Below are 24,603 nucleotides of genomic sequence, written 5' to 3' on the forward strand. Positions count from 1 at the left end.
ACGGTTCGCGGTGTGTCATCAGGTCCTCACAGGAGTCCTACGGCGGTGTCGACGGCGGCGGCCACGTCCCCGTCCGCCGGGTAGAGCAACGACCGTCCCACCACCAGACCCCGCACGGTGGGCAGTTGCAGGGCCCCCCGCCACTTCTCGTATGCCCCGTCCTGGTCGTCGCCGACCTCGCCGCCGAGGAGGACGGCCGGGAGGGTGGAGGTCCGCATGACCTCGGCCATGTCGTCGGGGTTCTCGGTGACCGGGAGTTTGAGCCAGGTGTAGGCCGAGGTGCCGCCGAGCCCGGAGGCGATGGCGATGGACTTGGTGACGGCCTCGGCGGACAGGTCGTTGGCGACCTTGCCCTCGGGGGTGCGGTGGCTGAGGAACGGCTCGACGAAGACGGGGAGCCGGCGGGCCGCCATCGCGTCGATCGCGCGGGCGGTGGACTCCAGCGTGGTGAGGGAGCCGGGGTCGTCGTAGTCGACGCGCAGCAGCAGCTTGCCCGCGTCGAAGCGGAGCCGTTCGATGTCCTCGGCGCGGTGGCCGGTGAAGCGGTCGTCGAGCTCGAAGCTCGCGCCCTGGAGGCCGCCGCGGTTCATCGAGCCCATGACGACCTTGCCGTCGAGGGCGCCGAGCAGCAGCAGGTCGTCGAGGATGTCGGCGGTGGCGAGGACCCCGTCGACGCCGGGCCGCTCCAGCGCCAGACAGAGGCGTTCGAGCAGGTCTCCCCGGTGGGCCATGGCGAGTTTGCGGTCGCCGACCCCGAGGGCGCCGCGGGCCGGGTGGTCGGCGGCGACGATCATCAGCCGGCCGCTGTCGCCGAGCAGCGGCCGCCGCGTACGCCGGGCGGCGGCCTCGGCGACGGCTTCCGGGCGCTGGGCGCGCAGGCGGACCAGTTCCGAGATGTCGACGGCGACGGGGCGGCCGGACCGGCGGGGCCCGCGGGCTTCGGGGGTCACTTGACTGCCCCCGCTGCGATCGCGGCCTCGATCTCGGCGGGTGCCGGCATCGCGGAGGAGCACTCCAGCCGGGAGGCGACGATGGCGCCGGCCGCGTTGGCGTGCCGCATGGTCTTCTCCAGGTCCCAGCCTTCGAGCAGGCCGTGGCAGAGGGAACCGCCGAACGCGTCGCCGGCACCGAGGCCGTTGAGGACGGTGACGGGCAACGGCGGTACCTCGGCCTGGTCGCCGTCGGCGTTGACGGCGAGGACACCCTTGGGGCCCTGCTTGACGACCGCGACCTGTACGCCCGCGTCCAGCAGCGCGCGGGCGGCGGCGTGCGGTTCGCGGACGCCGGTGGCGACCTCCACCTCGTCGAGGTTGCCGACAGCGACGGTGGTGTGCTTGAGCGCCTCCGCGTAGAAGGGGCGGGCGGCCTCGGGGTCCTGCCAGAACATGGGGCGCCAGTCGAGGTCGAAGACCGTGATGCCGGCCTTGGCGCGATGGGCGAGGGCCGCGAGCGTCGCCGTACGGCTGGGCTCCTCGCTCAGGCCGGTGCCGGTGACCCAGAAGATCCGGGCGTCGCGGATGGCGTCGAGGTCCAGCTCGTGGGCGTCGATCTCCAGGTCGGGGGCCTTGGGCTGCCGGTAGAAGTACAGCGGGAAGTCGTCCGGCGGGAACACTTCGCAGAAGGTGACCGGGGTGGGCAGTCCGGGGACCGGGGTGACCCAGCGGTCGTCGACTCCGAAGCCCCGCAGGGCCTCGTGGAGATAGGTGCCGAAGGGGTCGTCCCCGGTGCGGGTGATCACCGCGGTACGGCGGCCGAGGCGGGCGGCGGCGACCGCGACGTTCGTCGCCGAGCCGCCGAGGAACTTGCCGAAGGAGGTGACCTGCGGCAGCGGGACGCCGGTCTGCAAGGGGTAGAGGTCCACTCCGATCCGCCCCATGGTGATCAGGTCGTACGCCATCGGCTTCCCTCGGTCTCCCTTGTCGACGCTCGCGTCCCGACACCGGCGCGCGCGTTCGCGGTGCGTCGGGTCTCTTCGGTTTTGTAGCCCTGGTCGGGGAGGCCTGTCAATGTTTTGTCCAGACATTCGAACGATACGCTTGGGGTGGACCGGGCGCCTTTGCGTCTGCGGGGTTGCGGGAGGGGGCGGGTGCGGCTCGTGGGGGCTTGTCGCGCCCCTTGGGTGGTGCGGGACGGGCAGTTGTCAACGCGCCACGCCCTTGCGCCCGCGTGCGCCTTTGCGTCACCTGTGTCACAAAGGCCCCTCCCTTGTCACACATGTCTCGTGTACGCGGGCCCTGCGTCACACCCGGCGCACAGGCCCTTCCGCCGCTCACTCAGCGTCGTTGACCGGACACAGGCTTTGTGATCACCAGCGCAGCGCACGGTACCCCCGACGACCAGCCCCCGGTCGCCGCCGCGGCGCGCGCGGGGAGGTGCAACTGATGACCGACCGAAGGCTCTGGTCCTACAAGGAGATCGCCGCGCACATCAAGGTGCAGCCGGACACCGTACGGTCGTACCGCAAGCACGGGCTGCTTCCGCCGCCGGACCACGTGGAGGGCGGCAAGCCCTTCTGGTACGCGGACACCGTGCGGCTGTGGGTGGCCTCCCGCCCCGGAAACCGCGGCCGCAGGCCGGACTGACCTCCCGGAAAACCAGCTGTGCCCCACCCGGCGCGTGGGGCACAGTCGTGCCATGAGCGACTTCTCCGTCAAGCCCGTACTCACCGGCGAGCGGACCGTGCTGCGCCCCTTCACCGAGGCCGACGCCGCTGTCATGGCGGAGATCATCGAGGACCCCGAGGTCCTCCGCTTCACCGACGAGACCTCCGAGGAGTTCCCCCTGGAGCGGCTGCGCTCCTGGTACGGCTCCCGCTCCGCACAGCCCGACCGCCTCGACCTCGCCGTCACCGACCGCGCCACCGGCGAACTCGTCGGCGAGGTCGTCCTGTACGAGTGGGATCCCAAGGCCCGCAGCTGTACGTTCCGCACGCTCGTCGGCCCCCGGGGGCGCGGCCGGGGCATCGGCACCGAGGCCACCCGGCTCATCGCCGCCCATGGTTTCGAGCAACTCGGGCTGCGCCGGATCCAGTTGGAGGTCTACGGCCACAACGCCCGTGCTCTGCGGGCCTACGAGAAGGCCGGGTTCGTGGTGGAGGGTGTCCGGCGGGAGGCCGATCTGCGGGACGGTGAGTGGCGGGACTGGGTGATGATGGCGATCCTCGACCGCGAGTGGGCGGCCCACCGCGGCCGCCCCGATCTCTCCGCCGCCGTCAGCTCCACGGATCGATGACGGTCACGCCGGCCCCCGGCGCCGTCCCCGCCTCCGCCAGCGCCGCCGGGACCGCGTCCAGCGGGATCGTCGACGTCACCAGCAGATCCGGCCGCAGCACGCCGGCCCGCACCAGTTCCAGCATCGGCGGATAGGTGTGCGCCGCCATGCCGTGGCTGCCGAGGAGTTCGAGCTCCAGGGCGATGGCGCGGGCCATGGGGACCGGGGTCGTCCCGGACTCCGAGGGCAGCAGGCCGACCTGGAGGTGCCGGCCCCGGCGGCGCAGGCCGTTGACGGAGGCGGCGCAGGTGGCGGGCGAGCCGAGGGCGTCCAGGGAGAGATGGGCACCGCCACCGGTCACGGCGTGGATCGCCGCCGCCGTGTCGGGCACCTCCGAGGCGTCCACGCACTCCGCCGCCCCGAACGTCCGCGCCAGGTCCAGGGCCCGCGCCGAGACGTCCACCGCGACGACCCGCGCGCCCGAGGCCGCCGCGATCATCACCGCGGACAGGCCCACCCCTCCGCAGCCGTGCACCGCGACCCACTCCCCCGCGGCCACCCGGCCCTGCTGCACGACCGCCCGGAACGCGGTGGCGAACCGGCAGCCCAGCGAGGCAGCCGTCGCGAAGGACATCCCCTCCGGCACGGCGACGAGATTGACGTCGGCGTGGTCCAGCGCCACGTACTGGGCGAAGGAGCCCCATTGCGTGAAGCCGGGCTGGGTCTGGCGCTCGCACACCTGCTGGTCGCCCGCCGCGCAGGCCGCGCAGCTTCCGCAGGCGCACACGAAGGGCACGGTGACCCGGTCGCCGGGCCGCCAGCCGGTGACCCGGTCGCCCACCGCCTCGACGACCCCGGCGAGTTCATGCCCGGGCACATGCGGCGTCGTGATGTCCGGGTCGTGTCCCTGCCAGCCGTGCCAGTCGCTGCGGCACAGTCCCGTCGCCTCGACCCGGACCACGACCCCGTGCTCCTTCGGCTCCGGATCGGGCACCTCCCGCACCTCGGCCGGCTCCCCGAACCGCTCGAACACGACGGCACGCATCCGCCCCACCTCGCCTTCCGTCCCTGCCCGGTGATCCCCGTGACACCTCCCGGAAGCGGCTCCCGGAACGGTCCGGCGCGGAGATCACCCCGTCCGGCGGAACGCTAGCCGGGCACCGCCACCTTGTCCCGCTCCTCGGTGTCGGCCTGCTCGGGCGCCCCCTCCGACTCGCTGAGCCCGAACCTGTCGTGCAGCCGCCTGAGCGGTCCCGGCGCCCACCAGGTCGCCCGCCCCGTCAGGCGCATGACGGCCGGGACCAGCAGGCTGCGGACGATCATCGCGTCCATGAGCACCGCCAGCGCGATACCCAGGCCGAGCATCTTGGTGTTGGTCACCCGGGAGGTGCCGATCGCCACCATCACCACCGCGAGGATGACGGCGGCCGCGGTGATCAGGCCGCCCGTGCGCTGAAGGCCGTGCCGTACCGCCTCGTCGTGGTCGCCCGTCGTGTCGTACTCCTCCTTGATGCGGGAGAGCAGGAACACGCCGTAGTCCATCGACAGTCCGAAGGCGACGCAGAACATCAGCACCGGGAGGGTCGTCTCGATCGAGCCGGGGCTGGTGAAGCCGAGCAGGCCGGAGAGATGCCCGTCCTGGAAGACCCAGACCACCGCGCCGAACATCGCCGTCAGGCTGAGCGCGTTGAGCACCACCGCCTGGATCGGGATCAGCACGCTGCCCGTCAGCAGGAACACCAGCAGCAGGGTGACGATCGCGATGAAGGCGGCCGCCAGCGGCAGGCGTTCGCCTATCGCGTCCTTGGAGTCGACCAGGACGGCGGCCGCGCCGGTCACCTTGGTGTCGAACGGGGCCTCGGTGGCGCGCAGGTCGTCGACCAGCCGCTGGGCCGGATCGTCCACCGCCTCGCCCTTCGGCTGCACCGTGAAGTACGCCGAGTCGCCCTTCACCAGTGGCCCGTCGACCCGCAGCACCTCGGGGAGCGCTCCGATGCGCTCCTTGTAGTCGGTGTACTGCGCCTGGGTGGCCCGCCCCTCGGCGAGCACTTCCAGGCCGCCGCCGGGACTGCCCGGGAAGCCGTCGCGGATGTGCTGCTGCACGACATGGGACTCGGCGCTCGACGGCAGCTGGCGGTCGTCGGCGGTGCCGAACTTCACGCCCAGGAAGGGCAGTCCGAGCAGGACCAGGACGGCGGTGGTGCCGAGGGCGAAGAAGGGGGCACGGCGCATGACGAGGTTCGCCGTACGGGCCCAGGCCCTGCCCTCCGTCGCTCCGGTCGCCTGTTCGGCGTCCTTCGCCCGCCCGCGCCGCAGCAGCTTGCGCAGGTCCAGGGCGTTGACCCGGTGACCGAGCAGCACCAGGGCCGCCGGGAGCAGGATCAGGGCGGCCCCGGCGGCCAGCAGCACCACCGCGACGCCGGCGTAGGCGAAGGACCGCAGGAAGTACTGCGGGAAGAGCAGCATCGCCGCCAGGGACACCGCGACCGTGAGGGCCGAGAAGAGGACCGTGCGTCCGGCGGTGCGCAGGGTGGTGCCGACGGCTCCCAGGGGTTCGGCGCCGTTGGCGAGTTCCTCGCGGAAGCGGCGGACGATGAACAGGGCGTAGTCGACGGCGAGGCCCAGGCCGAGGGCCGTGGTGAGGTTCATCGCGAAGACCGAGACGTCGGTGAACTCGGTCAGGCCGCGCAGCACCGCGTTCGTGCCGAGGATGGCGACGATGCCGATGCCGAGCGGCAGCAGGGCGGCGACGGCGCTGCCGAAGACCATCACCAGCAGCACGAGGGTGACCGGCAGGGCGATCACCTCGGCGCGCAGCAGGTCCTCCTGGATGGTCGTCTGCATCTCGTGCCGCACCGCGACCGGGCCGCCGACGCGCACCTCCACCGGGCCGTGCGCGCCGCGGAACTCGGGCGCGATGCGGTCCAGGGTCTCCCCCATCCGCTTCTCGTCGCCGGTGATCCGGGCCGCTATCAGCGCCTCGTGGCCGTCCTCGGCGCGCAGGGCCGGCGCTGTGGTCTGCCAGTAGGAACCGACACCCACGACGCCCTTCTCGCCGGTCAGCCGGGTCACGAGGCGCTGTGCCTCCGCGGTGACCGCGGGGTCGTCCACGGAGGCGTCGCCCGCGTCCACGAGGAGCAGGAGGTTGGGCTGGGAAGCGGGGAACTCACGCTCCAGCGCCTTGGTCGCGTAGGTCGACTCGGCGTCCGGGTCCTCCCAGCCGCCGCTGCCCAGCCGGTCGGCCACGCCGCTGCCGGCCAGCACCGCGAGCGCGGTGATCACCAGGGCCACGAGCAGCGACAACCGGGGGCGTGCCGTCACGATGCGGGTCCACCCGCGCGAGCGACGTTCGAGCGTGGGGGAGGGTCCAGCCCCGACTCGGGGTGGCCTGTTGACTTCGTTCATGGTGCGGTGTCCCCTTCACCCTGATCCATGCTGTGCACGGCAGGCAGCATGGAGCTGTCACTGCCATAGACTGGCAAACACGAGACATCGCTCGCGTTTCTCAAGAATGCGAGCGACCGCTCGCGTTTGTCAATCGCGTTCGGAGAGCTGGGGATAACGCGTGTCCGCCAACCGGGACAAGGACGACCAGGTCCACCAGGAGAAGGAGCAGCCGCGCCGCCGCCAGGCGCGCGGCGAGCGCCGCATCGCCCAGCTGCTGGAAGCGGCGGCCACCGTCTTCACCACCACCGGTTACACGGCCGCCAGTACCAACGCCATCGCCCGCGAGGCCGGCGTCTCACCCGGCACGCTCTACCAGTTCTTCCCGAACAAGGAAGCGATCGCGATAGAGCTGGGCGACCGCCTGATGCACGAGATGCGCGAGATGTACGGCGAGGCACTGGCCCCGGTCGATCCCGCTACGCCACTGGAGGAGGCCGTCGCCTCCGCCGTCGACCGGTTCATCGCCTTCAACTGCGCCCATCCGGCGTTCTTCGCGCTGATGCACGGCCCCGACATCCCCGGCCGCATGGCCGAGGAGCACGACGCCCTGCACGCGACGCTGCTGTCCCGGATCGAGGGCCTGCTCTCCTCGTTCCTGCCCGACGCCGCCCCGGCCGACCTCGCCCGGACCGCCCACATGTGCCTGGGCATGTACAAGGCCGGCCTGGAGCTGGTGCTCGCCCACGAGGGCGGCGAACGCGACGCCTACGTCCAGGAGCTGAAGAACGCCCTGATCCGCTACCTCGACCCGCTGGTGGGCGACAGACTCGGCCATGCCGAGGAGGCCCGTACCGCGACGTGATGGGCCGGTACCGATAGGTGTGCATGGATCAGCTCCCGTATGCGGGCGGGGACCCCGCGACCCACTGTCTCCCGCCCCGGGCACACCCGCATCCCGGAGCGGGAACGCGGTACACGCCGAACGTGCGTGCTGTGGCGACAGCGGCCACCCCTCTTTGAGCAGTACCCCGTAGGGGTATACCTTGGAGGAGAAGGGGCCCCGTGGGTCCCCTCAGCCCCACATGTCTCGACGAGGAGAACCACATGACCGCCCAGACCGACACCTCCGGCTCCGTCACCGCCGTCTACAAGGTGAGCGGCATGAGCTGCGGACACTGCGAGGGGGCCGTCTCCGGCGAGATCTCCGAACTCCCCGGCGTCAGCTCGGTGAAGGCCGTCGCCTCGACCGGCGAGGTCACCGTCGTCTCGGCGGCCGCACTGGACGAGGAGGCCGTGCGCGCGGCCGTCGACGAGGCCGGCTTTGAACTGGTCGGCAGGGCCTGAGTCCGGCCATGACCCGCACCACCGGTGAACCGCCGATAGCCGGGCCGGCCACGGCGACCGCCACGGCCGGACGGACGCCCGCGCCCGCCGCGGGCGCGACGACGCCTGCGCCCGGCCCGGCCGACGGCGTCGGCGGCTCGGACGTCGAGCTGCTGATCGGCGGCATGACCTGCGCCTCCTGTGCGGCGCGCGTCGAGAAGAAGCTCAACCGCATGGACGGCGTGACCGCCACGGTGAACTACGCGACCGAGAAGGCCAGGGTCAGCTGTCCCGCGGGCATCGAGGTCGCCGACCTGATCGCGGTGGTGGAGAAGACGGGGTACACCGCGCAGGAGCCCGCCCCCGCGCGGCCCGCGCCGCAGGAGGCTCCGCAAGACCCGGAACCGGCCTCCTACCGTCAGCGCCTCGTCGTCTCCGCACTGCTCGCCGTCCCGGTCATCGCGCTGTCGATGATCCCGGCCCTCCAGTTCGACAACTGGCAGTGGCTCGCGCTCACCCTCGCCTCGCCGGTCGTCGTCTGGGGCGGACTGCCCTTCCACCGGGCCGCGTTGACGGGCGCCCGGCACGGCGCGGCCACCATGGACACGCTGATCTCGATGGGCACGCTGGCGGCGTTCGGCTGGTCGCTGTGGGCGCTGTTCCTGGGGGACGCGGGCATGCCTGGCATGCACGACTCGTTCGAGTTCACCGTCTCGCGCGTGGACGGCGCCTCCCAGATCTACCTCGAAGTGGCTTCCGGCGTCGTCACGTTCCTCCTGCTCGGACGCTATCTGGAGGCCCGCTCCAAGCGCCGCGCGGGTGCGGCGCTGCGCGCCCTGATGGAGCTGGGGGCGAAGGACGTCGCCGTGCTGCGCGACGGGCGCGAGGTGCGGGTCCCGGTCGAGTCGCTGGCCGTCGGCGACCGGTTCGTCGTACGGCCCGGCGAGAAGATCGCCACCGACGGCACCGTCGTGGAGGGCACCTCCGCGGTGGACGCGGCCCTGCTGACCGGCGAGTCGGTGCCGGTGGACGTCACGGCCGGGGACACGGTCACCGGCGCCACCGTCAACGCGGGCGGGCGGCTCGTCGTCGAGGCGACCCGGGTCGGCGGGGACACGCAGCTGGCACGGATGGCGCGGATGGTGGAGGACGCGCAGAACGGCAAGGCCGAGGTGCAGCGGCTCGCCGACCGGATCTCCGCGGTGTTCGTACCGGCGGTCATCGTCCTCGCCGTGGCCACCTTCGGAGCCTGGCTCGGCCTCACCGACGACGCCGTCGCCGCCTTCACCGCGGCGGTCGCGGTCCTGATCATCGCCTGCCCGTGCGCGCTGGGCCTGGCCACCCCCACGGCCCTGATGGTCGGCACCGGACGCGGGGCACAGCTCGGCATCCTCCTGAAGGGCCCCGAGGTGCTGGAGTCCACGCGCCGGGTCGACACCGTCGTCCTGGACAAGACCGGCACGGTCACCACCGGCCGGATGACCCTGCAGCAGGTGTACGTCGCCGACGGCACCGACGAGGAGCGGCTGCTGCGACTCGCGGGCGCCGTGGAGCACGCCTCCGAGCATCCCGTGGCCCGGGCGGTCGCGGCCGGCGCCGAGTCGCTGGTCGGACGGCTGCCGGAGGTCGAGGGGTTCCGCAGCGTCCCCGGGCGAGGCGTGCGCGGACGCGTGGAGGGCCATGACGTGGCCGTGGGGCGCCTTTTCGACTCACTGCCCGGTGACCTGGCCCGCGCCCGGCAAGAGGCCGAGAGGGACGGCCGTACGGCTGTCGTCGTCGGGTGGGACGGAGCGGCGCGCGGCGTGATCGCCGTCGCGGACGCGGTGAAGGAGACCTCCGCCGAGGCGGTGCGCGAGCTGCGCGCGCTGGGGCTCACCCCGGTGCTGCTGACCGGGGACAACCGGGTGGTCGCCGAGGCGGTGGCGAAGAGGGTCGGTATCGATCAGGTCATCGCGGAGGTCCTGCCCGAGGACAAGGTCGAGGCGGTACGGCGGCTGCGGCGCGAGGGGCGCTGCGTGGCCATGGTGGGCGACGGCGTCAACGACGCGGCCGCGCTCGCCACCGCCGATCTGGGGCTCGCCATGGGCACGGGGACGGACGCGGCGATCGAGGCGAGCGATCTGACGCTGGTGCGCGGTGATCTGCGGGTGGCGGCGGACGCCATCCGGCTGTCCCGGCGGACGCTGGCGACGATCAGGGGCAACCTCGTGTGGGCCTTCGGGTACAACGTGGCCGCGTTGCCGCTGGCCGCGGCGGGGTTGCTGAACCCGATGATCGCGGGGGCCGCGATGGCGTTCTCGTCGGTGTTCGTGGTGTCGAACAGCCTGCGGCTGCGGACGTTCCGGTGAATTCGTAGTAAGAACCCCGCTGGGTCCCTCTGGAGTCCGACGCCCGGCTCACATAAGCTCTTCACAAGGCTCGCGCATCATCCTTACGCTTGGGTCTCGATCGCCATATCGGGGCTCTTGCGTATCTAACGGACATATGCAAGAGACGCAGATCACAGTGATGTGAACGTAACCATCGAAGGGGTTCGAAGGTCTAAGTTGACGATGTCAGGGAGCGTCTTGGGGGGCGCCAACTGGCATCTGAGGATGTCTTGGGGGACTTCCTCAGAGTTGCGTTGCCGGGGCACGTACGTCGGGAAGCTTTGAGCGGCCCTTCCGACCGTGCGCTGTCCCGGCAGATCGCACACCAAGGAGTACGACGAGTTCCACCCGTTCTACTCAAAGCAATACCGAAAGACAGCGATTCAGGCGCTGCTCTCTCAGACGCCCGGCCGGATCCCGTGGGGGGAATCCGCACCGGGACATGGGAAGGCGCCCTGGACGTCGGCCCGTGGGGGGACCGGCGCCAGGGCGCCTTCTTCATTTCACGCAATCAAAAAGGGCGCACAGCCCTTGAGGGGCGCGGGGAACTGCGCGAGACCGGCCACGACGAACCCGTATCCGGCCGACAACCCCCGTTCGCGCCCCGGTGGAGCGCCTAGCGCTGCTCGACCGGCACGAAGTCGCGCTCGACCACACCCGTGTAGATCTGGCGCGGGCGACCGATGCGGGAACCCGGCTCCTTGATCATCTCGTGCCACTGGGCGATCCAGCCCGGCAGCCGGCCGAGGGCGAACAGGACCGTGAACATCTCGGTCGGGAAGCCCATGGCCCGGTAGATCAGACCGGTGTAGAAGTCGACGTTCGGGTAGAGGTTGCGCGAGACGAAGTACTCGTCGGAGAGCGCGTGCTCCTCCAGCTTCAGGGCGATGTCCAGCAGCTCGTCGGACTTGCCGAGGGCGGAGAGGACGTCGTGCGCCGCAGCCTTGATGATCTTCGCGCGCGGGTCGAAGGACTTGTACACCCGGTGGCCGAAGCCCATCAGGCGGACGCCGTCCTCCTTGTTCTTCACCTTGCGGATGAAGGAGTCGACATCGCCGCCGTTGGCCTGGATGCCCTCGAGCATCTCCAGGACGGACTGGTTGGCGCCGCCGTGCAGCGGGCCCCACAGGGCGGAGATACCGGCCGAGATCGACGCGAACATGTTCGCCTGCGAGGAGCCCACCAGGCGGACCGTCGACGTGGAGCAGTTCTGCTCGTGGTCGGCGTGCAGGATGAGGAGCTTGTCGAGGGCGGAGACCACGACCGGGTCCAGCTCGAACTCCTGCGCGGGGACCGAGAAGGTCATGCGCAGGAAGTTCTCGACGTAACCGAGGTCGTTGCGCGGGTAGACGAACGGGTGACCGATCGACTTCTTGTACGCGTACGCCGCGATCGTCGGAAGCTTGGCGAGCAGACGGATCGTCGAGAGGTTGCGCTGCCGCTCGTCGAAGGGGTTGTGGCTGTCCTGGTAGAACGTGGACAGCGCCGAGACCACGGACGACAGCATGGCCATCGGGTGGGCGTCGCGCGGGAAGCCCTTGTAGAAGTTCTTGACGTCCTCGTGCAGCAGCGTGTGCTGGGTGATCTCGTTCTTGAACGTCGAGAGCTCGTCGACGGTCGGCAGCTCACCGTTGATCAGCAGGTAGGCCACCTCCAGGAAGGTGGAGCGCTCGGCCAGCTGCTCGATCGGGTAGCCGCGGTACCGGAGGATCCCCTGCTCGCCGTCGAGGTAGGTGATGGCGGATTTATAGGCGGCGGTGTTGCCATATCCGCTGTCCAGCGTCACCAGACCGGTCTGGGCGCGGAGTTTGCCGATGTCAAAGCCCTTGTCGCCGACGGTGCTGTCAATCACCGGGTAGGTGTACTCGCCGTCGCCGTACCGCAGTACTACAGAGTTGTCGCTCACGTCTTCCCTCACCGACGTTGTGCCTCATCTTCGAGGTTGCCCTGACTGTCTCTACCCTCCCCCATTCGGCTCAGGAGAGTGCACTCGGGGTCGACCATTGGGCCTATTGGCGGCACTGAGTGCCGCCAACCTGCCATCCTGCCCCCTGTTTTCCCCATCTGGAAGTGCTCTGTGACCTTCACGACTCGTTTGATCGATCATTTTTTTCACTGCCTCACGAAACGGCAGGTCAGAAGGGGGTCCGGCGGGGGCCGAAAAGCGGGGTTCAGGAGCCCGCGAGCCGGAAGTCGAGCGCGGTGCAGCGGCGTCCGGCCGAGACCGTGCGCACCGCCTGGCCGATGGCCTTGCGCGAACCGACGAGGACGACCAGCCGCTTGGCCCGGGTGACCGCCGTGTACAGCAGGTTCCGCTGCAGCATCATCCATGCTCCCGTGGTGACGGGGATCACCACCGCGGGATATTCACTTCCCTGTGAACGGTGGATCGTCACCGCGTACGCATGCGCCAGTTCGTCCAGTTCGTCGAATTCGTACGGAACCTCCTCGTCCTCGTCCGTCAGCACCGTCAGGCGCTGGTCGACCGGATCGAGCGAGGTGACCACGCCCACGGTGCCGTTGAAGACACCGTTCTCCCCCTTCTCGTAATTGTTGCGAATCTGGGTGACCTTGTCGCCGACCCGGAAGACGCGGCCGCCGAACCGCTTCTCCGCCAGATCGGGGCGTCCGGGCGTGATGGCCTGCTGGAGCAGGCCGTTCAGCGTGCCCGCGCCGGCCGGGCCGCGGTGCATGGGGGCCAGCACCTGGACGTCCCGGCGCGGGTCGAGCCCGAACTTGGCGGGAATCCGGCGGGCCGCCACGTCCACGGTGAGCCGGCCGGCCTCCTCGGTGTCGTCCTCGACGAAGAGGAAGAAGTCCTTCATGGCCTCGGTGACGGGGTGTTGTCCGGCGTTGATCCGGTGCGCGTTGGTCACCACGCCGGACTGCTGGGCCTGCCGGAACACGCGCGTGAGGCGCACGGCGGGGATGGGCCCGCCCTCGGCGAGCAGGTCCCGCAGGACCTCCCCCGCGCCGACGCTCGGCAACTGGTCCACGTCCCCGACGAAGAGCAGATGGGCCCCCGGCGGCACGGCCTTGACCAGCTTGTTGGCCAGCAGCAGGTCCAGCATGGACGCCTCGTCGACGACCACCAGGTCGGCCTGGAGCGGGCGGTCCTTGTCGTAGGCCGCGTCGCCGCCGGGCTTGAGCTCCAGCAGGCGGTGGACGGTGGAGGCCTCGGCGCCGGTCAGCTCGGCGAGACGCTTGGCGGCGCGGCCGGTGGGGGCGGCCAGCACGACGCGCGCCCTCTTCGCCCGCGCCAGTTCGACGATCGAGCGGACCGTGAAGGACTTGCCGCAGCCGGGTCCGCCGGTCAGCACGGCGACCTTCTCGGTCAGGGCCAGCTTGACGGCGGCCTCCTGCTCGGGCGCGAGGTCCGCGCCCGTGCGGTCCTTGAGCCAGCCCAGCGCCTTGTCCCAGGCGACGTCGCGGAACCCCGGCATCCGGTCCTCGCTCGTGCGCAGCAGCCGCAACAGCTGGGCGGAGAGGGAGAGTTCGGCCCGGTGGAAGGGGACGAGGTAGACGGCCGTCACGGGCTCCCGGTGGCCGTCGGGACCGGGCACCTTCTCCCGTACGACTCCCGGGTCCGAGCCGTCCTGCGGGACCTGGGCGAGCTCGGCGAGGCACTCGATGACCAGCCCGGTGTCGACCTGGAGGAGCTTGACCGCGTCGGCGATCAGCTGTTCCTCGGGGAGGTAGCAGTTGCCCTGGTCGGTGGCCTGCGACAGGGCGTACTGAAGGCCGGCCTTGACCCGCTCCGGGCTGTCGTGCGGGATGCCGACGGACTGGGCGATCTTGTCGGCGGTGAGGAAGCCGATGCCCCAGACGTCGGCGGCGAGGCGGTAGGGCTGGTTCTTCACGACGGAGATGGAGGCGTCGCCGTACTTCTTGTAGATCCGCACGGCGATGGAGGTCGACACCTCGACCGTCTGGAGGAAGAGCATGACCTCCTTGATCGCCTTCTGCTCCTCCCAGGCGTCGGCGATCTTCCTGGTGCGCTTGGGGCCGAGGCCGGGGACCTCGATGAGCCGCTTCGGCTCCTCCTCGATGATCCGCAGGGTGTCCAGCCCGAAGTGCTGGGTGATGCGGTCGGCGAAGACCGGGCCGATGCCCTTGACGAGCCCGGAGCCGAGATAGCGGCGGATGCCCTGGACGGTGGCCGGCAGGACGGTCGTGTAGTTCTCGACGGTGAACTGCTTGCCGTACTGCGGATGGGACCCCCAACGCCCCTCCATCCGCAGCGACTCGCCGACCTGCGCCCCGAGCAGCGCGCCGACCACGGTCAGCAGGTCACCGCCCCCTCTGCCGGTGTCGACGCGGGCGACCGTGTAGCCGTTCTCCTCGTTGGCGTACGTGATGCGCTCCAGTACGCCTTCGAGCACGGCGAGCCGCCGTTCGCCCGTGGAGGTCCCCGCCTGATTGGACATGATCTGACGCTACCGCCCGGGTCCGACAACGCGGGCGGCCTGTGGGAGAGGCGGTGCCCGCGGCCGTCACCCCGCCTGCGACTTCACGTGGTCGATGACCGCCTGGAAGTCCGCGGCCGGGGAGAACTCCACGAACTCGCAGTCCTCCAGGGCGACGGGGACATGGCCGGGGCCCCAGTAGTACGCCTGGCCCGCCTCGTAGTACTCCTCCCCCGTGGGCGTCAGCATCCGCAGCCGGCCCTTCAGCAGGTACCCCCAGTGCGGGCAGGGGCAGGCGTCGCCCTCCAGGCCCTTGAGGGCGGGGCCCATGTCCGTGCCCTCCGGCAGGGTGATGTAGCCGACGGACATGCCGCCGCCGATGGTCCGGGTGCGCACCTCCACGCCGTCGCCGCCGAGGGTGACGGGTACCTCGTCGCGCGTCGCTGCCGTCATGACTCCTCCGCTCCGGCCCCCGCAGAGGCCCTGGTGGGACGACCGCTCTCCCTTCAGCGTGGACCGCCCCGGAACGTGTCGCGACATCACGATGCGGTCTCGGGATGTGGTTGAGGGGTTGATTAATCGGCGTGTAATCGATTCCAATCCTTCGTACACGTCGATGTAATCGATTCCATGAGTTCCACGAGGAGGTGGAGCGGCGATGGCGAGCATCAAGGATGTCGCTGCCGAGGCGGGGGTTTCCGTCGCCACGGTCTCGCGCGTCCTGAACGACCATCCGTCGGTCAGCGCAGAGGCACGCGCACGCGTGCTGGCCGCCGTCGAGCGCCTGGGCTACCGCCCGAACGCCGTCGCCCGCTCTCTGCGCACCGACCAGACCCACACCCTCGGCCTGGTCATCAGTGACGTGATGAACCCCTACTTCACCGAACTGGCCCGCTCCGTGGAGGAGGAGGCCCGCGCGCTCGGCTACAGCGTCATCATCGGCAACGCCGACGAGCGGCCCGACCTGCAGGACCACCACGTACGCAACCTGCTGGACCGCCGGATCGACGGGCTCCTGGTCTCCCCCACCGACGGCGGATCCCCGCTGATGCTGGACGCGGTCCGCGCGGGCACGCCGATGGTGTTCGTGGACCGGTGGATCCCGGGCGTGGACGTGCCGGTCGTGCGGGCGGACGGACGGACCGCCGTGCGCGACCTCGTGGCGCACCTGCACGGGCTCGGGCACCGGCGGCTCGCGATCATCGCTGGGCCCGCCGCCACCACGACCGGACGCGAGCGCGTGGAGGCGTTCCGGGAGGCGCTCGGCTCGTACGGGCTCGAACTCCCCGACGTCTACATCGGGCAGGGCGACTTCCAGGCCGAGAGCGGCCGGCGCGTCACCGAGGGCTTCCTCGACCTGCCCGAGCCGCCCGAGGTCGTCTTCGCCGCCGACAACCTGATGGCGCTCGGCGCCCTGGACGCCGTACGCGCGCGTGGCCTGCGCATCCCGGACGACATCGCGCTCGCCGCGTTCGACGACATCCGCTGGTTCGTGCACACCGATCCGCCGATCACCGCGGTCGCCCAGCCGACGGGCGAGCTGGGCCGGGCCGCCGTACGGGCCCTGGTGGACCGCATCGAGGGCCGGCCCGGCGAGTCCGTCACCCTCCCCGCCCGTCTCGTCGTGCGCCGCTCCTGCGGCGCGAACCCCACATCAGTGCAAAGGAGCACGTCGTGAGCAACCAGGACGAGTTGCTGCGCATCGAGGGCATCCGGAAGACCTTCCCCGGCGTGGTCGCGCTGGACGGCGTGGACTTCGATCTGCGCCGCGGGGAGGTGCACGTCCTCCTCGGTGAGAACGGCGCCGGCAAGAGCACCCTCATCAAGATGCTCTCCGGCGCCTACACGCCGGACGCCGGCCGGATCCTGGTCGGCGGCGAGGAGCGGCGCATCCACGGTGCGCAGGACTCCGAGCGGCTCGGGATCGCCACCATCTACCAGGAGTTCAATCTCGTGCCCGACCTCACGGTCGCCGAGAACATCTTCCTGGGCCGCCAGCCGCGCCGCTTCGGGATGATCGACCGGGGGCGGATGGAGGCCGACGCCGAGGTCCTGCTGAAGCGGGTCGGCGTGCACGTGTCGCCCCGCGCCCGGGTGCGCGAACTCGGCATCGCGCGCCTGCAGATGGTCGAGATCGCCAAGGCGCTCAGCCTGGACGCGCGCGTGCTGATCATGGACGAGCCGACCGCCGTGCTCACCTCCGAGGAGGTGGAGAAGCTCTTCGCGATCGTGCGCACGCTGCGCGAGGACGGCGTCGGGATCGTCTTCATCACCCATCACCTGGAGGAGATCGCCGCCCTGGGCGACCGGGTCACGGTCATCCGGGACGGAAGGAGCGTCGGGCAGGTCCCCGCCGCCACACCGCAGGACGAGCTCGTGCGGCTGATGGTGGGCCGCTCGATCGATCAGCAGTACCCCCGTGAACGGGCCGACCGGGGCGCCGCGTTGCTCACGGTCGAGGGCCTGACCCGCGACGGCGTCTTCCACGACGTCGGCTTCGAGGTGCACGCCGGTGAGGTGGTCGGTATCGCCGGACTCGTCGGCGCCGGGCGCACCGAGGTCGTGCGGGCGGTGTTCGGGGCGGACCCGTACGACAAGGGCGCCGTCAAGGTCGCCGGTACCGCCGTGAAGGGGCACGACGTGGGCGCCGCCATGGCGGCCGGCATCGGACTGATCCCGGAGGACCGCAAGGGCCAGGGCCTGGTGCTGGACCAGTCCGTCGAGGAGAACCTCGGCCTGGTGACCATGCGGTCCGCCACCCGCGCGGGACTCGTCGACCTCAAGGGCCGGCGGGAGGCCGCCGCGAGGATCGCGGACCGCCTCGGCGTGCGGATGGCCGGGCTCGGCCAGCAGGTGCGCACCCTGTCCGGCGGCAACCAGCAGAAGGTCGTCATCGGCAAGTGGCTGCTCGCGAACACCAAGGTGCTCATCCTCGACGAGCCCACGCGCGGCATCGACGTCGGCGCCAAGGTCGAGATCTACGAGCTGATCAACGAACTCACCGCCGCCGGCGCGGCCGTACTGATGATCTCCAGCGATCTGCCGGAGGTGCTCGGTATGAGCGACCGGGTGCTGGTGATGGCCCAGGGCCGGATCGCGGGCGAACTGCCCGCCGACGAGGCCACCCAGGACTCCGTGATGGCACTCGCCGTCAGCAACCCCACGACCGACAAGGAGGCCGCTCGTGGCCACTGACACGCTCAAGAGGACGCCGGGCACCGGCGGCGCCGCCGGCGGACTGCGCCGCCTGCTGCTGGAGAACGGCGCGCTCACCGCGCTGATCGTCCTCGTCATCGCCATGTCGGCGCTGTCGGGCGACTTCCTGACCACCGACAACCTGCTCAACGTCGGCGTCCAGGCGGCCGTGACCGCGGTCCTCGCGTTCGGCGTCACCTTCGTCATCGTCTCGGCGGGCATCGACCTGTCGGTCGGCTCGGTGGCGGCCCTGTCGGCCACCGTCCTCGCCTGGACCGCGACCTCGCACGGCGTACCGGTCGTCATAGCGGTGCTGCTGGCCGTCGCGACGGGCATCGCGGCCGGACTCGTCAACGGTTTCCTCATCGCGTACGGCAAACTCCCGCCGTTCATCGCGACGCTCGCCATGCTCTCGGTGGCCCGCGGTCTGTCGCTGGTGATCTCCGAGGGCTCCCCGATTGCCTTCCCCGACTCCGTCTCGCACCTCGGTGACACGCTCGGCGGCTGGCTGCCGGTGCCGGTCCTCGTGATGATCGTGATGGGTCTGATCGCCGCCTTCGTGCTCGGCCGGACCTACATCGGCCGCTCGATGTACGCGATCGGCGGCAACGAGGAGGCCGCGCGCCTGTCGGGCCTGCGCGTGAAGAAGCAGAAGCTCGCCATCTACGCCCTGTCCGGCGTGTTCGCCGCCGTCGCGGGCATCGTGCTCGCCTCCCGGCTGTCCTCGGCGCAGCCCCAGGCCGCCGACGGCTACGAGCTGGACGCGATCGCCGCGGTCGTCATCGGCGGCGCCTCCCTGGCGGGCGGCACCGGCAAGGCGTCCGGCACCCTGATCGGCGCGCTGATCCTCGCGGTGCTGCGCAACGGCCTGAACCTGCTGAACGTGTCCGCCTTCTGGCAGCAGGTCGTCATCGGCGTCGTCATCGCGCTCGCGGTGCTCTTCGACACGCTGCGCCGCAAGGCCGGCGCGACCCCGGTGGCCGCCGGGACGGGCGCGGGCGGCGGCAAGGGCCGGCAGGCGGGGACGTACGCCCTCGCGGCGGTCGTCACCGTGGCGATCGTCGGGGCGACCTCCTTCCTGCATAACGGCTCCTCCTCGTCGTCCGACCGGAAGATGGGCCTGTCGCTGTCGACCCTCAACAACCCCTTCTTCGTGCAGATCCGGGCGGGTGCGGAGGCCGAGGCGAAGAAGCGGGGCGTGGACCTGACCGTCACGGACGCCCAGAACGACGCCTCGCAGCAGGCCAACCAGCTGCAGAACTTCACCAGTTCCGGGGTCGGCGCGATCATCGTCAACCCGGTGGACTCGGACGCCGCGAGCAACTCCGTGAAGACCGCCGGCAAGGCGGACATCCCGGTGATCGCCGTGGACCGCGGCGTCAACGACGCGAAGACGGCCGCGCTGGTCGCCTCCGACAACGTCGCCGGCGGTGAGCTCGCCGCCAAGTCGATCGCCGAGAAGCTCGGCGGCAAGGGCAAGATCGTGATCCTGCAGGGCCAGGCCGGCACCTCCGCCGCCCGTGAGCGCGCCCAGGGCTTCACGAACGGCCTCAAGGCCTTCCCCGGCATCCAGGTCGTCGCCCAGCAGCCCGCCGACTTCGACCGCACCAAGGGCCTGGACGTGATGTCGAACCTGCTCCAGGCGCACCCGGACGTGCGGGGCGTCATCGCCGCCAACGACGAGATGGCGCTCGGCGCGATCAAGGCGCTGGGCTCCAAGGCCGGCAAGTCGGTCTCGGTGGTCGGCTTCGACGGCACCCCGGACGGCCTGAAGGCGGTCGAGGGCGGCTCGCTGTACGCGTCCGTCGCGCAGCAGCCGACCCAGCTCGGCCGGATCGCCGTGGACAACGCCCTCAAGGCCCTGGAGGGCGAGCAGGTCGAGCAGACGGTGAAGGTGCCGGTGAAGGTGGTCACGAAGGAGAACGTGGCCGGATTCAGCGGCTGACATCGGTGAACGGCGAACGGGCGGGCGGTCGTTGCAGGAGCATGGAGCCGGGGGCGGCCGCCCGCCCGGACGTCACCACGGGGACCTGATCAGGGGAGCAACCTCATGTACGACTACGACCTTCTGGTCGTGGGGTCGGCCAACGCCGACCTGGTGATCGGCGTCGAGCGTCGGCCGGGTGCCGGCGAGACCGTGCTCGGCACCGATCTGGCCGTCCACCCGGGCGGCAAGGGCGCGAACCAGGCCGTCGCGGCCGCCCGGCTGGGGGCCCGCACGGCCCTGCTGGCCCGGGTCGGCGACGACGCGCACGGCCGGCTGCTGCTCGACTCGCAGCGGGAGTCCGGCGTCGACACGGTGGGTGTCCTGGTCGGCGGCGCGCCGACCGGCGTCGCGCTGATCACGGTGGACCCGTCCGGCGACAACAGCATCGTCGTCTCGCCGGGCGCGAACGGCCGGCTCACCCCGGGCGACGTCCGCGCCGCCGCGAGCCTCTTCCAGGCGTCGCGGGTGGTCTCGGCCCAGCTGGAGATCCCGCTGGAGACCGTCGTCGAGGTGGTCCGCAGCCTTGCGGAGGGCAGCCGGTTCGTGCTGAACCCGTCCCCGCCGCGCCCGCTGTCCACCGAGGTGCTGACGGCCTGCGACCCGCTGATCGTGAACGAGCACGAGGCGAAGGTGATCCTCGGCGACTCCGCGGTGGGCGACACCCCCGAGGACTGGGCGCGGATCCTGCTGGCCAAGGGCCCCCGTTCGGTGGTCGTGACGCTGGGCGCCGAGGGCGCGCTGGTGGCCTCCGCGCAGGGCACGGCCCGGATCCCGGCCGTGAAGGTGGACGCGGTGGACACCACCGGCGCGGGCGACGCGTTCACGGCCGCGCTGGCCTGGCGGCTCGGCACGGGCGCGTCCCTCGCGGAGGCGGCGGCGTACGCGGCCCGGGTCGGTGCGGTGGCCGTGACCCGGCAGGGCGCTCAGGCGTCCTTCCCGACGGCGGCGGAGGTCGATGCACCGTGAAACGCGCCGGAATCCTGAACCGTCATCTGGCCGGTGCCCTCGCCGAGCTGGGCCACGGCGACGGCGTCCTGGTCTGCGACGCGGGCATGCCGATACCCGACGGTCCCCGGGTCGTGGACCTGGCGTTCCGGGCGGGGGTGCCGTCGTTCGCCGAGGTGCTGGACGGTCTGCTGGCCGAGCTCGTGGTGGAGGGCGCGACGGCCGCGAAGGAGATCCGCGACGCCAACCCCGCGGCGGCGGCCCGGCTGGAGGGCGAGTTTCCCGGGCTGGAGCTGGTCCCGCACGAGCGGCTCAAGGAGCTGTCGGCCGGGGCCCGGCTGATCGTGCGGACCGGCGAGGCACGGCCGTACGCGAACGTGCTGCTGCGCTGCGGCGTGTTCTTCTGAGACCACGCTCCCGCACGGCCAGGGAACGTTTCGAGGGGCCCGGTCCGCGGACCGGGCCCCTCGGGTTTTCCCTCCCCATCAGAACCCCCGCGATCCCCCCAGATCCCCCTCCAAGAGTCCTGATGCCAAGTACGACCGCCGAGGTGGGGGGAGGGTTGTACGGTGTCCCGGATTTTTTTCAGCGGATCACGTGCTCCACGAAACGCCGGGCCGTCTGCGCCAGCACCTCCCGGCCGTCCCGGGCCCACAGCGCGTCGTTGAAGAGCTCGACCTCGATGGGCCCGTCGTACCCGGCGGCCTCGACGTACCCCTTCCACTCCCGCATGTCGATCGCCCCGTCCCCGATCTGTCCGCGCCCGGTGAGCACGCCCTCGGGCAGCGGGGTCGTCCAGTCGGCGAGCTGGAAGGTGTGGATACGGCCGCCCGCTCCCGCCCGGGCGATCTGCGCCGGGGCGGTGTCGTCCCACCAGAGGTGGTACGTGTCGACGGTGACGCCGACCTGCCGCGCCGGGAAGCGTTCCGCGAGGTCGAGGGCCTGGGCCAGGGTCGACACGACGCAGCGGTCGGCGGCGTACATCGGGTGCAGCGGCTCGATGGCCAGCTTCACGCCCCGCTCCTCGGCGTACGGGCCCAGCTCGCCGAGCGCGTCGGCGATCCGCTCCCGCGCCCCGCGCAGGTCCCGGGAGCCGGCGGGCAGCCCGCCGGAGACCAGCACCAGGACGTCCGTGCCCAGCGTGGCCGCCTCGTCGACGGCCCGCCTGTTGTCGTCCAGCGCCGTCGCCCGCTCGGCCGGTTCGATCGCCGTGAGGAAGCCGCCGCGGCACAGGGTGGTGACCGTCAGGCCCGCGTCGCGGACCAGCTTGGCGGTCGCCTCCAGGCCGTACGACCGCACGGGCTCGCGCCACAGGCCGACGTTGCCGATGCCCAGCCGGCCGCACTCCTCGGCCAGTTCGGGCATCGACAACTGCTTGACGGTCATCTGGTTGATGGAGAAACGGGAGAGTTCGGCGGTGCTCACTGGGCCACTCCGTACAGGGCGAGCAGGTTCTTCATCCGTTCCTCGGCGAGCTTGGGGTCCGGGAACAGGCCCAGTCGGTCGGCGAGTTCGTAGGCGCGGGCGAAGTGCGGGAGGGAACGGGCCGACTGCAGGCCGCCGACCATGGTGAAGTGCGACTGGTGGCCGGCCAGCCAGGCCAGGAGGACCACGCCCGTCTTGTAGTAGCGGGTGGGTGCCTGGAACAGGTGCCGGGACAGCTCGACCGTGGGGTCCAGCAGGCCGCGGAACCCGGCCACGTCCCCCGTGTCGAGCACCCGCACCGCCTCCGCCGCCAGCGGCCCCAGCGGGTCGAAGATGCCGAGCAGGGCGTGGCTGAAGCCCTTCTCGTCGCCCGCGATCAGCTCGGGGTAGTGGAAGTCGTCGCCGGTGTAGCAGCGCACCCCCTGCGGGAGCCGGCGGCGGATGTCGATCTCCCGCCCGGCGTCCAGCAGCGACACCTTGATGCCGTCCACCTTGTCGGGGTGCGCGGCGACGACCTCCAGGAAGGTGTCCGTGGCGGTGTCCAGGTCGGACGAGCCCCAGTAGCCCTCCAGCGCCGGATCGAACATCGGGCCGAGCCAGTGCAGGATCACCGGCTCGGCGGACTGGCGCAGCAGATGGCCGTAGGTCTCCAGGTAGTCCTCGGGGCCACGGGCGGCGGCGCACAGGGCGCGGGAGGCCATCAGGATCGCCCGGGCGCCCGACTCCTCCACGACCGCGAGCTGCTCCTCGTAGGCCGCGCGGACCTCGGCGAGGGACCCGGCGGCGAGCTGGTCGGTGCCCACCCCGCAGGCGATCCGCCCGCCGACCGCCTTCGCCTCGGCAGCGCTGCGGCGGATCAGCTCGGCCGCGCCCGCCCAGTCCAGGCCCATCCCGCGCTGGGCGGTGTCCATCGCCTCCGCGACGCCGAGCCCGTGGGACCACAGATGGCGGCGGAAGGCGAGCGTGGCGTCCCAGTCGACGGCGGCGGGCGCGTCGGGGCTCGTGTCGGCGTACGGGTCGGCGACGACGTGCGCCGCCGAGAAGACCGTACGGGAGGAGAAGGGCGCGCCCGGGGTGAGCGCGAGCGGCTCGGCGCGCGGTTCGTACGCCCGCAGCCGGCCCTGGGAGTCGGGCAGTTCGATGGTCACGGCTGGATCTCCGGTACGTCGATACGGCGGCCCTCGGCCGAGGACCTCAGGCCCAGCTCGGCGAGCTGGACGCCGCGGGCGCCGGCGAGGAGGTCCCAGTGGTAGGGGGCGTCGGCGTGGACGTGCCGCAGGAACAGCTCCCACTGGGCCTTGAAGCCGTTGTCGAACTCGTCGTTGTCCGGGATCTCCTGCCACTGGTCGCGGAAGGAGTAGGTGGCCGGGATGTCGGGGTTCCACACCGGCTTGGGTGTCGTGCTGCGGTGCTGGACACGGCAGTTGCGCAGCCCCGCGACGGCGGAGCCCTCGGTGCCGTCGACCTGGAACTCGACGAGTTCGTCGCGGTTGACGCGGACGGCCCAGGACGAGTTGATCTGCGCGATGGCGCCGCCGTCGAGCTCGAAGATGCCGTAGGCGGCGTCGTCGGCGGTGGCGTCGTAGGGCTTGTCGTTCTCGTCCCAGCGCTGCGGGATGTGGGTGGTGGCGATGGCCTGGACGGACTTCACCCGGCCGAACAGCTCGTGCAGCACGTACTCCCAGTGCGGGAACATGTCGACGACGATGCCGCCGCCGTCCTCGGCGCGGTAGTTCCAGGACGGGCGCTGCGCGCTCTGCCAGTCGCCCTCGAAGACCCAGTAGCCGAACTCGCCGCGCACGGACAGGATCCGGCCGAAGAAGCCGCCGTCGATGAGGCGCTTGAGCTTGAGCAGGCCCGGCAGGAAGAGCTTGTCCTGGACGACGCCGTGCTTGATGCCCTTGTCCTGGGCGAGACGCGCCAGCTCAAGGGCGCCTTCCAGGCCGGTGGCCGTGGGCTTCTCGGTGTAGATGTGCTTGCCGGCGGCGATCGCCTTCCTGATGGCCTCCTCGCGGGCGGAGGTGACCTGGGCGTCGAAGTAGATCTCGACGGACGGGTCGGCGAGGACGGTGTCCACGTCGGTGGAGATGTTCTGCGGATCCAGGCCGTGCTGCTCGGCGAGCGCCCGCAGGGCGTACTCGCGGCGGCCGACGAGGACCGGCTCCGGCCACAGCAGGGTGCCGTCGCCCAGGTCGAGGCCGCCCTGCTCGCGGATGGCCAGGATGGAGCGGACCAGGTGCTGGCGGTAGCCCATGCGTCCGGTCACACCGTTCATGGCGATACGCACCGTCTTGCGTGTCACGTCGTTCCCTTCCAGTCGTCGTGCGCAACGTTCGTGCGCGTCCCGTACGCGGTT

Annotated in this window: 20 protein-coding genes; 10 read left to right on the forward strand and 10 right to left on the reverse strand. The window is 71.2% G+C overall.

Annotation, left to right across the window (positions count from 1 at the left end; genetic code table 11):
- Positions 1-26: 26 nt before the first annotated feature.
- On the reverse strand, positions 27-950 hold the full coding sequence (locus ACGFW6_RS38855; protein ID WP_393520960.1) for a deoxyribose-phosphate aldolase: 924 nt from the start codon (positions 948-950) through the stop codon (positions 27-29).
- Positions 947-1,897, reverse strand: coding sequence for a 5-dehydro-2-deoxygluconokinase (gene iolC / locus ACGFW6_RS38860; RefSeq protein ID WP_393520962.1), 951 nt, complete (start codon positions 1,895-1,897; stop codon positions 947-949). Before iolC ends, ACGFW6_RS38855 begins: the two co-directional genes overlap by 4 nt.
- 484 nt (positions 1,898-2,381) lie before the next feature.
- Between iolC and ACGFW6_RS38865 the strand changes: the two genes are divergently transcribed.
- Together ACGFW6_RS38865 and ACGFW6_RS38870 are read left to right on the forward strand one after the other, a co-directional pair.
- Positions 2,382-2,582, forward strand: a complete 201-nt coding sequence (locus ACGFW6_RS38865) for an AlpA family transcriptional regulator (protein WP_030959066.1) — start codon at positions 2,382-2,384, stop codon at positions 2,580-2,582.
- 52 nt (positions 2,583-2,634) lie between these two features.
- Positions 2,635-3,231: a GNAT family N-acetyltransferase gene (locus tag ACGFW6_RS38870; RefSeq protein WP_393520964.1), complete on the forward strand. Its 597-nt coding sequence runs from the start codon at positions 2,635-2,637 to the stop codon at positions 3,229-3,231.
- On the opposite strand, the gene ACGFW6_RS38875 is transcribed toward ACGFW6_RS38870, so the two are convergent.
- Both ACGFW6_RS38875 and ACGFW6_RS38880 read right to left on the reverse strand, forming a co-directional pair.
- Positions 3,212-4,255: a zinc-dependent alcohol dehydrogenase family protein gene (locus tag ACGFW6_RS38875; protein WP_393520966.1), complete on the reverse strand. Its 1,044-nt coding sequence runs from the start codon at positions 4,253-4,255 to the stop codon at positions 3,212-3,214. The genes ACGFW6_RS38870 and ACGFW6_RS38875 overlap by 20 nt on opposite strands.
- A 104-nt stretch (positions 4,256-4,359) precedes the next feature.
- Positions 4,360-6,615, reverse strand: a complete 2,256-nt coding sequence (locus ACGFW6_RS38880; RefSeq protein WP_393520968.1) for an MMPL family transporter — start codon at positions 6,613-6,615, stop codon at positions 4,360-4,362.
- Positions 6,616-6,775: 160 nt separating this feature from the next.
- On the opposite strand from ACGFW6_RS38880, the gene ACGFW6_RS38885 reads away from it, so the two are divergent.
- The 3 genes from ACGFW6_RS38885 to ACGFW6_RS38895 all read left to right on the forward strand — a co-directional run bounded on the left by ACGFW6_RS38885 (position 6,776) and on the right by ACGFW6_RS38895 (position 10,268).
- Positions 6,776-7,459 (forward strand): TetR/AcrR family transcriptional regulator, encoded by a 684-nt coding sequence (locus ACGFW6_RS38885; protein WP_393520970.1) that lies wholly within the window; start codon positions 6,776-6,778, stop codon positions 7,457-7,459.
- Between the two features lie 242 nt (positions 7,460-7,701).
- Positions 7,702-7,941 carry a heavy-metal-associated domain-containing protein gene (locus ACGFW6_RS38890; protein ID WP_393520972.1) on the forward strand — a complete coding sequence of 80 codons (240 nt, stop codon included), beginning with the start codon at positions 7,702-7,704 and terminating at the stop codon, positions 7,939-7,941.
- An 8-nt stretch (positions 7,942-7,949) separates the two neighbouring features.
- Complete coding sequence (locus tag ACGFW6_RS38895) at positions 7,950-10,268, forward strand: heavy metal translocating P-type ATPase (RefSeq protein WP_393520974.1); 2,319 nt, start codon at positions 7,950-7,952, stop codon at positions 10,266-10,268.
- 637 nt (positions 10,269-10,905) lie between these two features.
- On the opposite strand, the gene ACGFW6_RS38900 is transcribed toward ACGFW6_RS38895, so the two are convergent.
- The 3 genes from ACGFW6_RS38900 to ACGFW6_RS38910 all read right to left on the reverse strand — a co-directional run bounded on the left by ACGFW6_RS38900 (position 10,906) and on the right by ACGFW6_RS38910 (position 15,148).
- Entirely contained in the window at positions 10,906-12,195 is a 1,290-nt protein-coding gene (locus tag ACGFW6_RS38900) for a citrate synthase (RefSeq protein ID WP_393520976.1), read from the reverse strand.
- 265 nt (positions 12,196-12,460) lie between these two features.
- Positions 12,461-14,716 (reverse strand): ATP-dependent RecD-like DNA helicase, encoded by a 2,256-nt coding sequence (locus tag ACGFW6_RS38905; RefSeq protein ID WP_393520978.1) that lies wholly within the window; start codon positions 14,714-14,716, stop codon positions 12,461-12,463.
- A gap of 66 nt (positions 14,717-14,782) precedes the next feature.
- Positions 14,783-15,148, reverse strand: a complete 366-nt coding sequence (locus ACGFW6_RS38910) for a hypothetical protein (RefSeq protein ID WP_393520980.1) — start codon at positions 15,146-15,148, stop codon at positions 14,783-14,785.
- Between the two features lie 205 nt (positions 15,149-15,353).
- Between ACGFW6_RS38910 and ACGFW6_RS38915 the strand changes: the two genes are divergently transcribed.
- The 5 genes from ACGFW6_RS38915 to rbsD all read left to right on the forward strand — a co-directional run bounded on the left by ACGFW6_RS38915 (position 15,354) and on the right by rbsD (position 21,229).
- Positions 15,354-16,373 (forward strand): LacI family DNA-binding transcriptional regulator, encoded by a 1,020-nt coding sequence (locus tag ACGFW6_RS38915; RefSeq protein ID WP_393520982.1) that lies wholly within the window; start codon positions 15,354-15,356, stop codon positions 16,371-16,373.
- Positions 16,370-17,890 (forward strand): sugar ABC transporter ATP-binding protein, encoded by a 1,521-nt coding sequence (locus ACGFW6_RS38920; RefSeq protein ID WP_393520984.1) that lies wholly within the window; start codon positions 16,370-16,372, stop codon positions 17,888-17,890. The genes ACGFW6_RS38915 and ACGFW6_RS38920 overlap by 4 nt, the downstream gene beginning before the upstream one ends.
- Positions 17,880-19,835, forward strand: a complete 1,956-nt coding sequence (locus ACGFW6_RS38925; protein ID WP_393520986.1) for a substrate-binding domain-containing protein — start codon at positions 17,880-17,882, stop codon at positions 19,833-19,835. The genes ACGFW6_RS38920 and ACGFW6_RS38925 overlap by 11 nt, the downstream gene beginning before the upstream one ends.
- A 105-nt stretch (positions 19,836-19,940) precedes the next feature.
- The gene (gene rbsK / locus ACGFW6_RS38930; RefSeq protein WP_393520988.1) at positions 19,941-20,843 is read left to right on the forward strand and encodes a ribokinase; all 903 of its coding nucleotides are present in this window, start codon (positions 19,941-19,943) and stop codon (positions 20,841-20,843) included.
- Entirely contained in the window at positions 20,840-21,229 is a 390-nt protein-coding gene (gene rbsD / locus ACGFW6_RS38935; protein ID WP_393520990.1) for a D-ribose pyranase, read from the forward strand. Before rbsK ends, rbsD begins: the two co-directional genes overlap by 4 nt.
- 178 nt (positions 21,230-21,407) lie before the next feature.
- On the opposite strand, the gene ACGFW6_RS38940 is transcribed toward rbsD, so the two are convergent.
- Genes ACGFW6_RS38940 through ACGFW6_RS38950 form a run of 3 tightly spaced genes read right to left on the reverse strand, consistent with a single transcriptional unit; the run spans position 21,408 to position 24,549 of the window.
- Positions 21,408-22,247 (reverse strand): sugar phosphate isomerase/epimerase family protein, encoded by an 840-nt coding sequence (locus tag ACGFW6_RS38940; RefSeq protein ID WP_393520992.1) that lies wholly within the window; start codon positions 22,245-22,247, stop codon positions 21,408-21,410.
- Positions 22,244-23,395 carry a dihydrodipicolinate synthase family protein gene (locus ACGFW6_RS38945; RefSeq protein WP_393520994.1) on the reverse strand — a complete coding sequence of 384 codons (1,152 nt, stop codon included), beginning with the start codon at positions 23,393-23,395 and terminating at the stop codon, positions 22,244-22,246. The genes ACGFW6_RS38940 and ACGFW6_RS38945 overlap by 4 nt, the downstream gene beginning before the upstream one ends.
- Positions 23,392-24,549: a Gfo/Idh/MocA family protein gene (locus ACGFW6_RS38950; protein WP_393520996.1), complete on the reverse strand. Its 1,158-nt coding sequence runs from the start codon at positions 24,547-24,549 to the stop codon at positions 23,392-23,394. Before ACGFW6_RS38950 ends, ACGFW6_RS38945 begins: the two co-directional genes overlap by 4 nt.
- Between the last annotated feature and the right edge of the window lie 54 nt (positions 24,550-24,603).

Origin of the sequence: Streptomyces sp. Y7, from assembly GCF_043195415.1 — a bacterium.
Classification (GTDB): domain Bacteria; phylum Actinomycetota; class Actinomycetes; order Streptomycetales; family Streptomycetaceae; genus Streptomyces.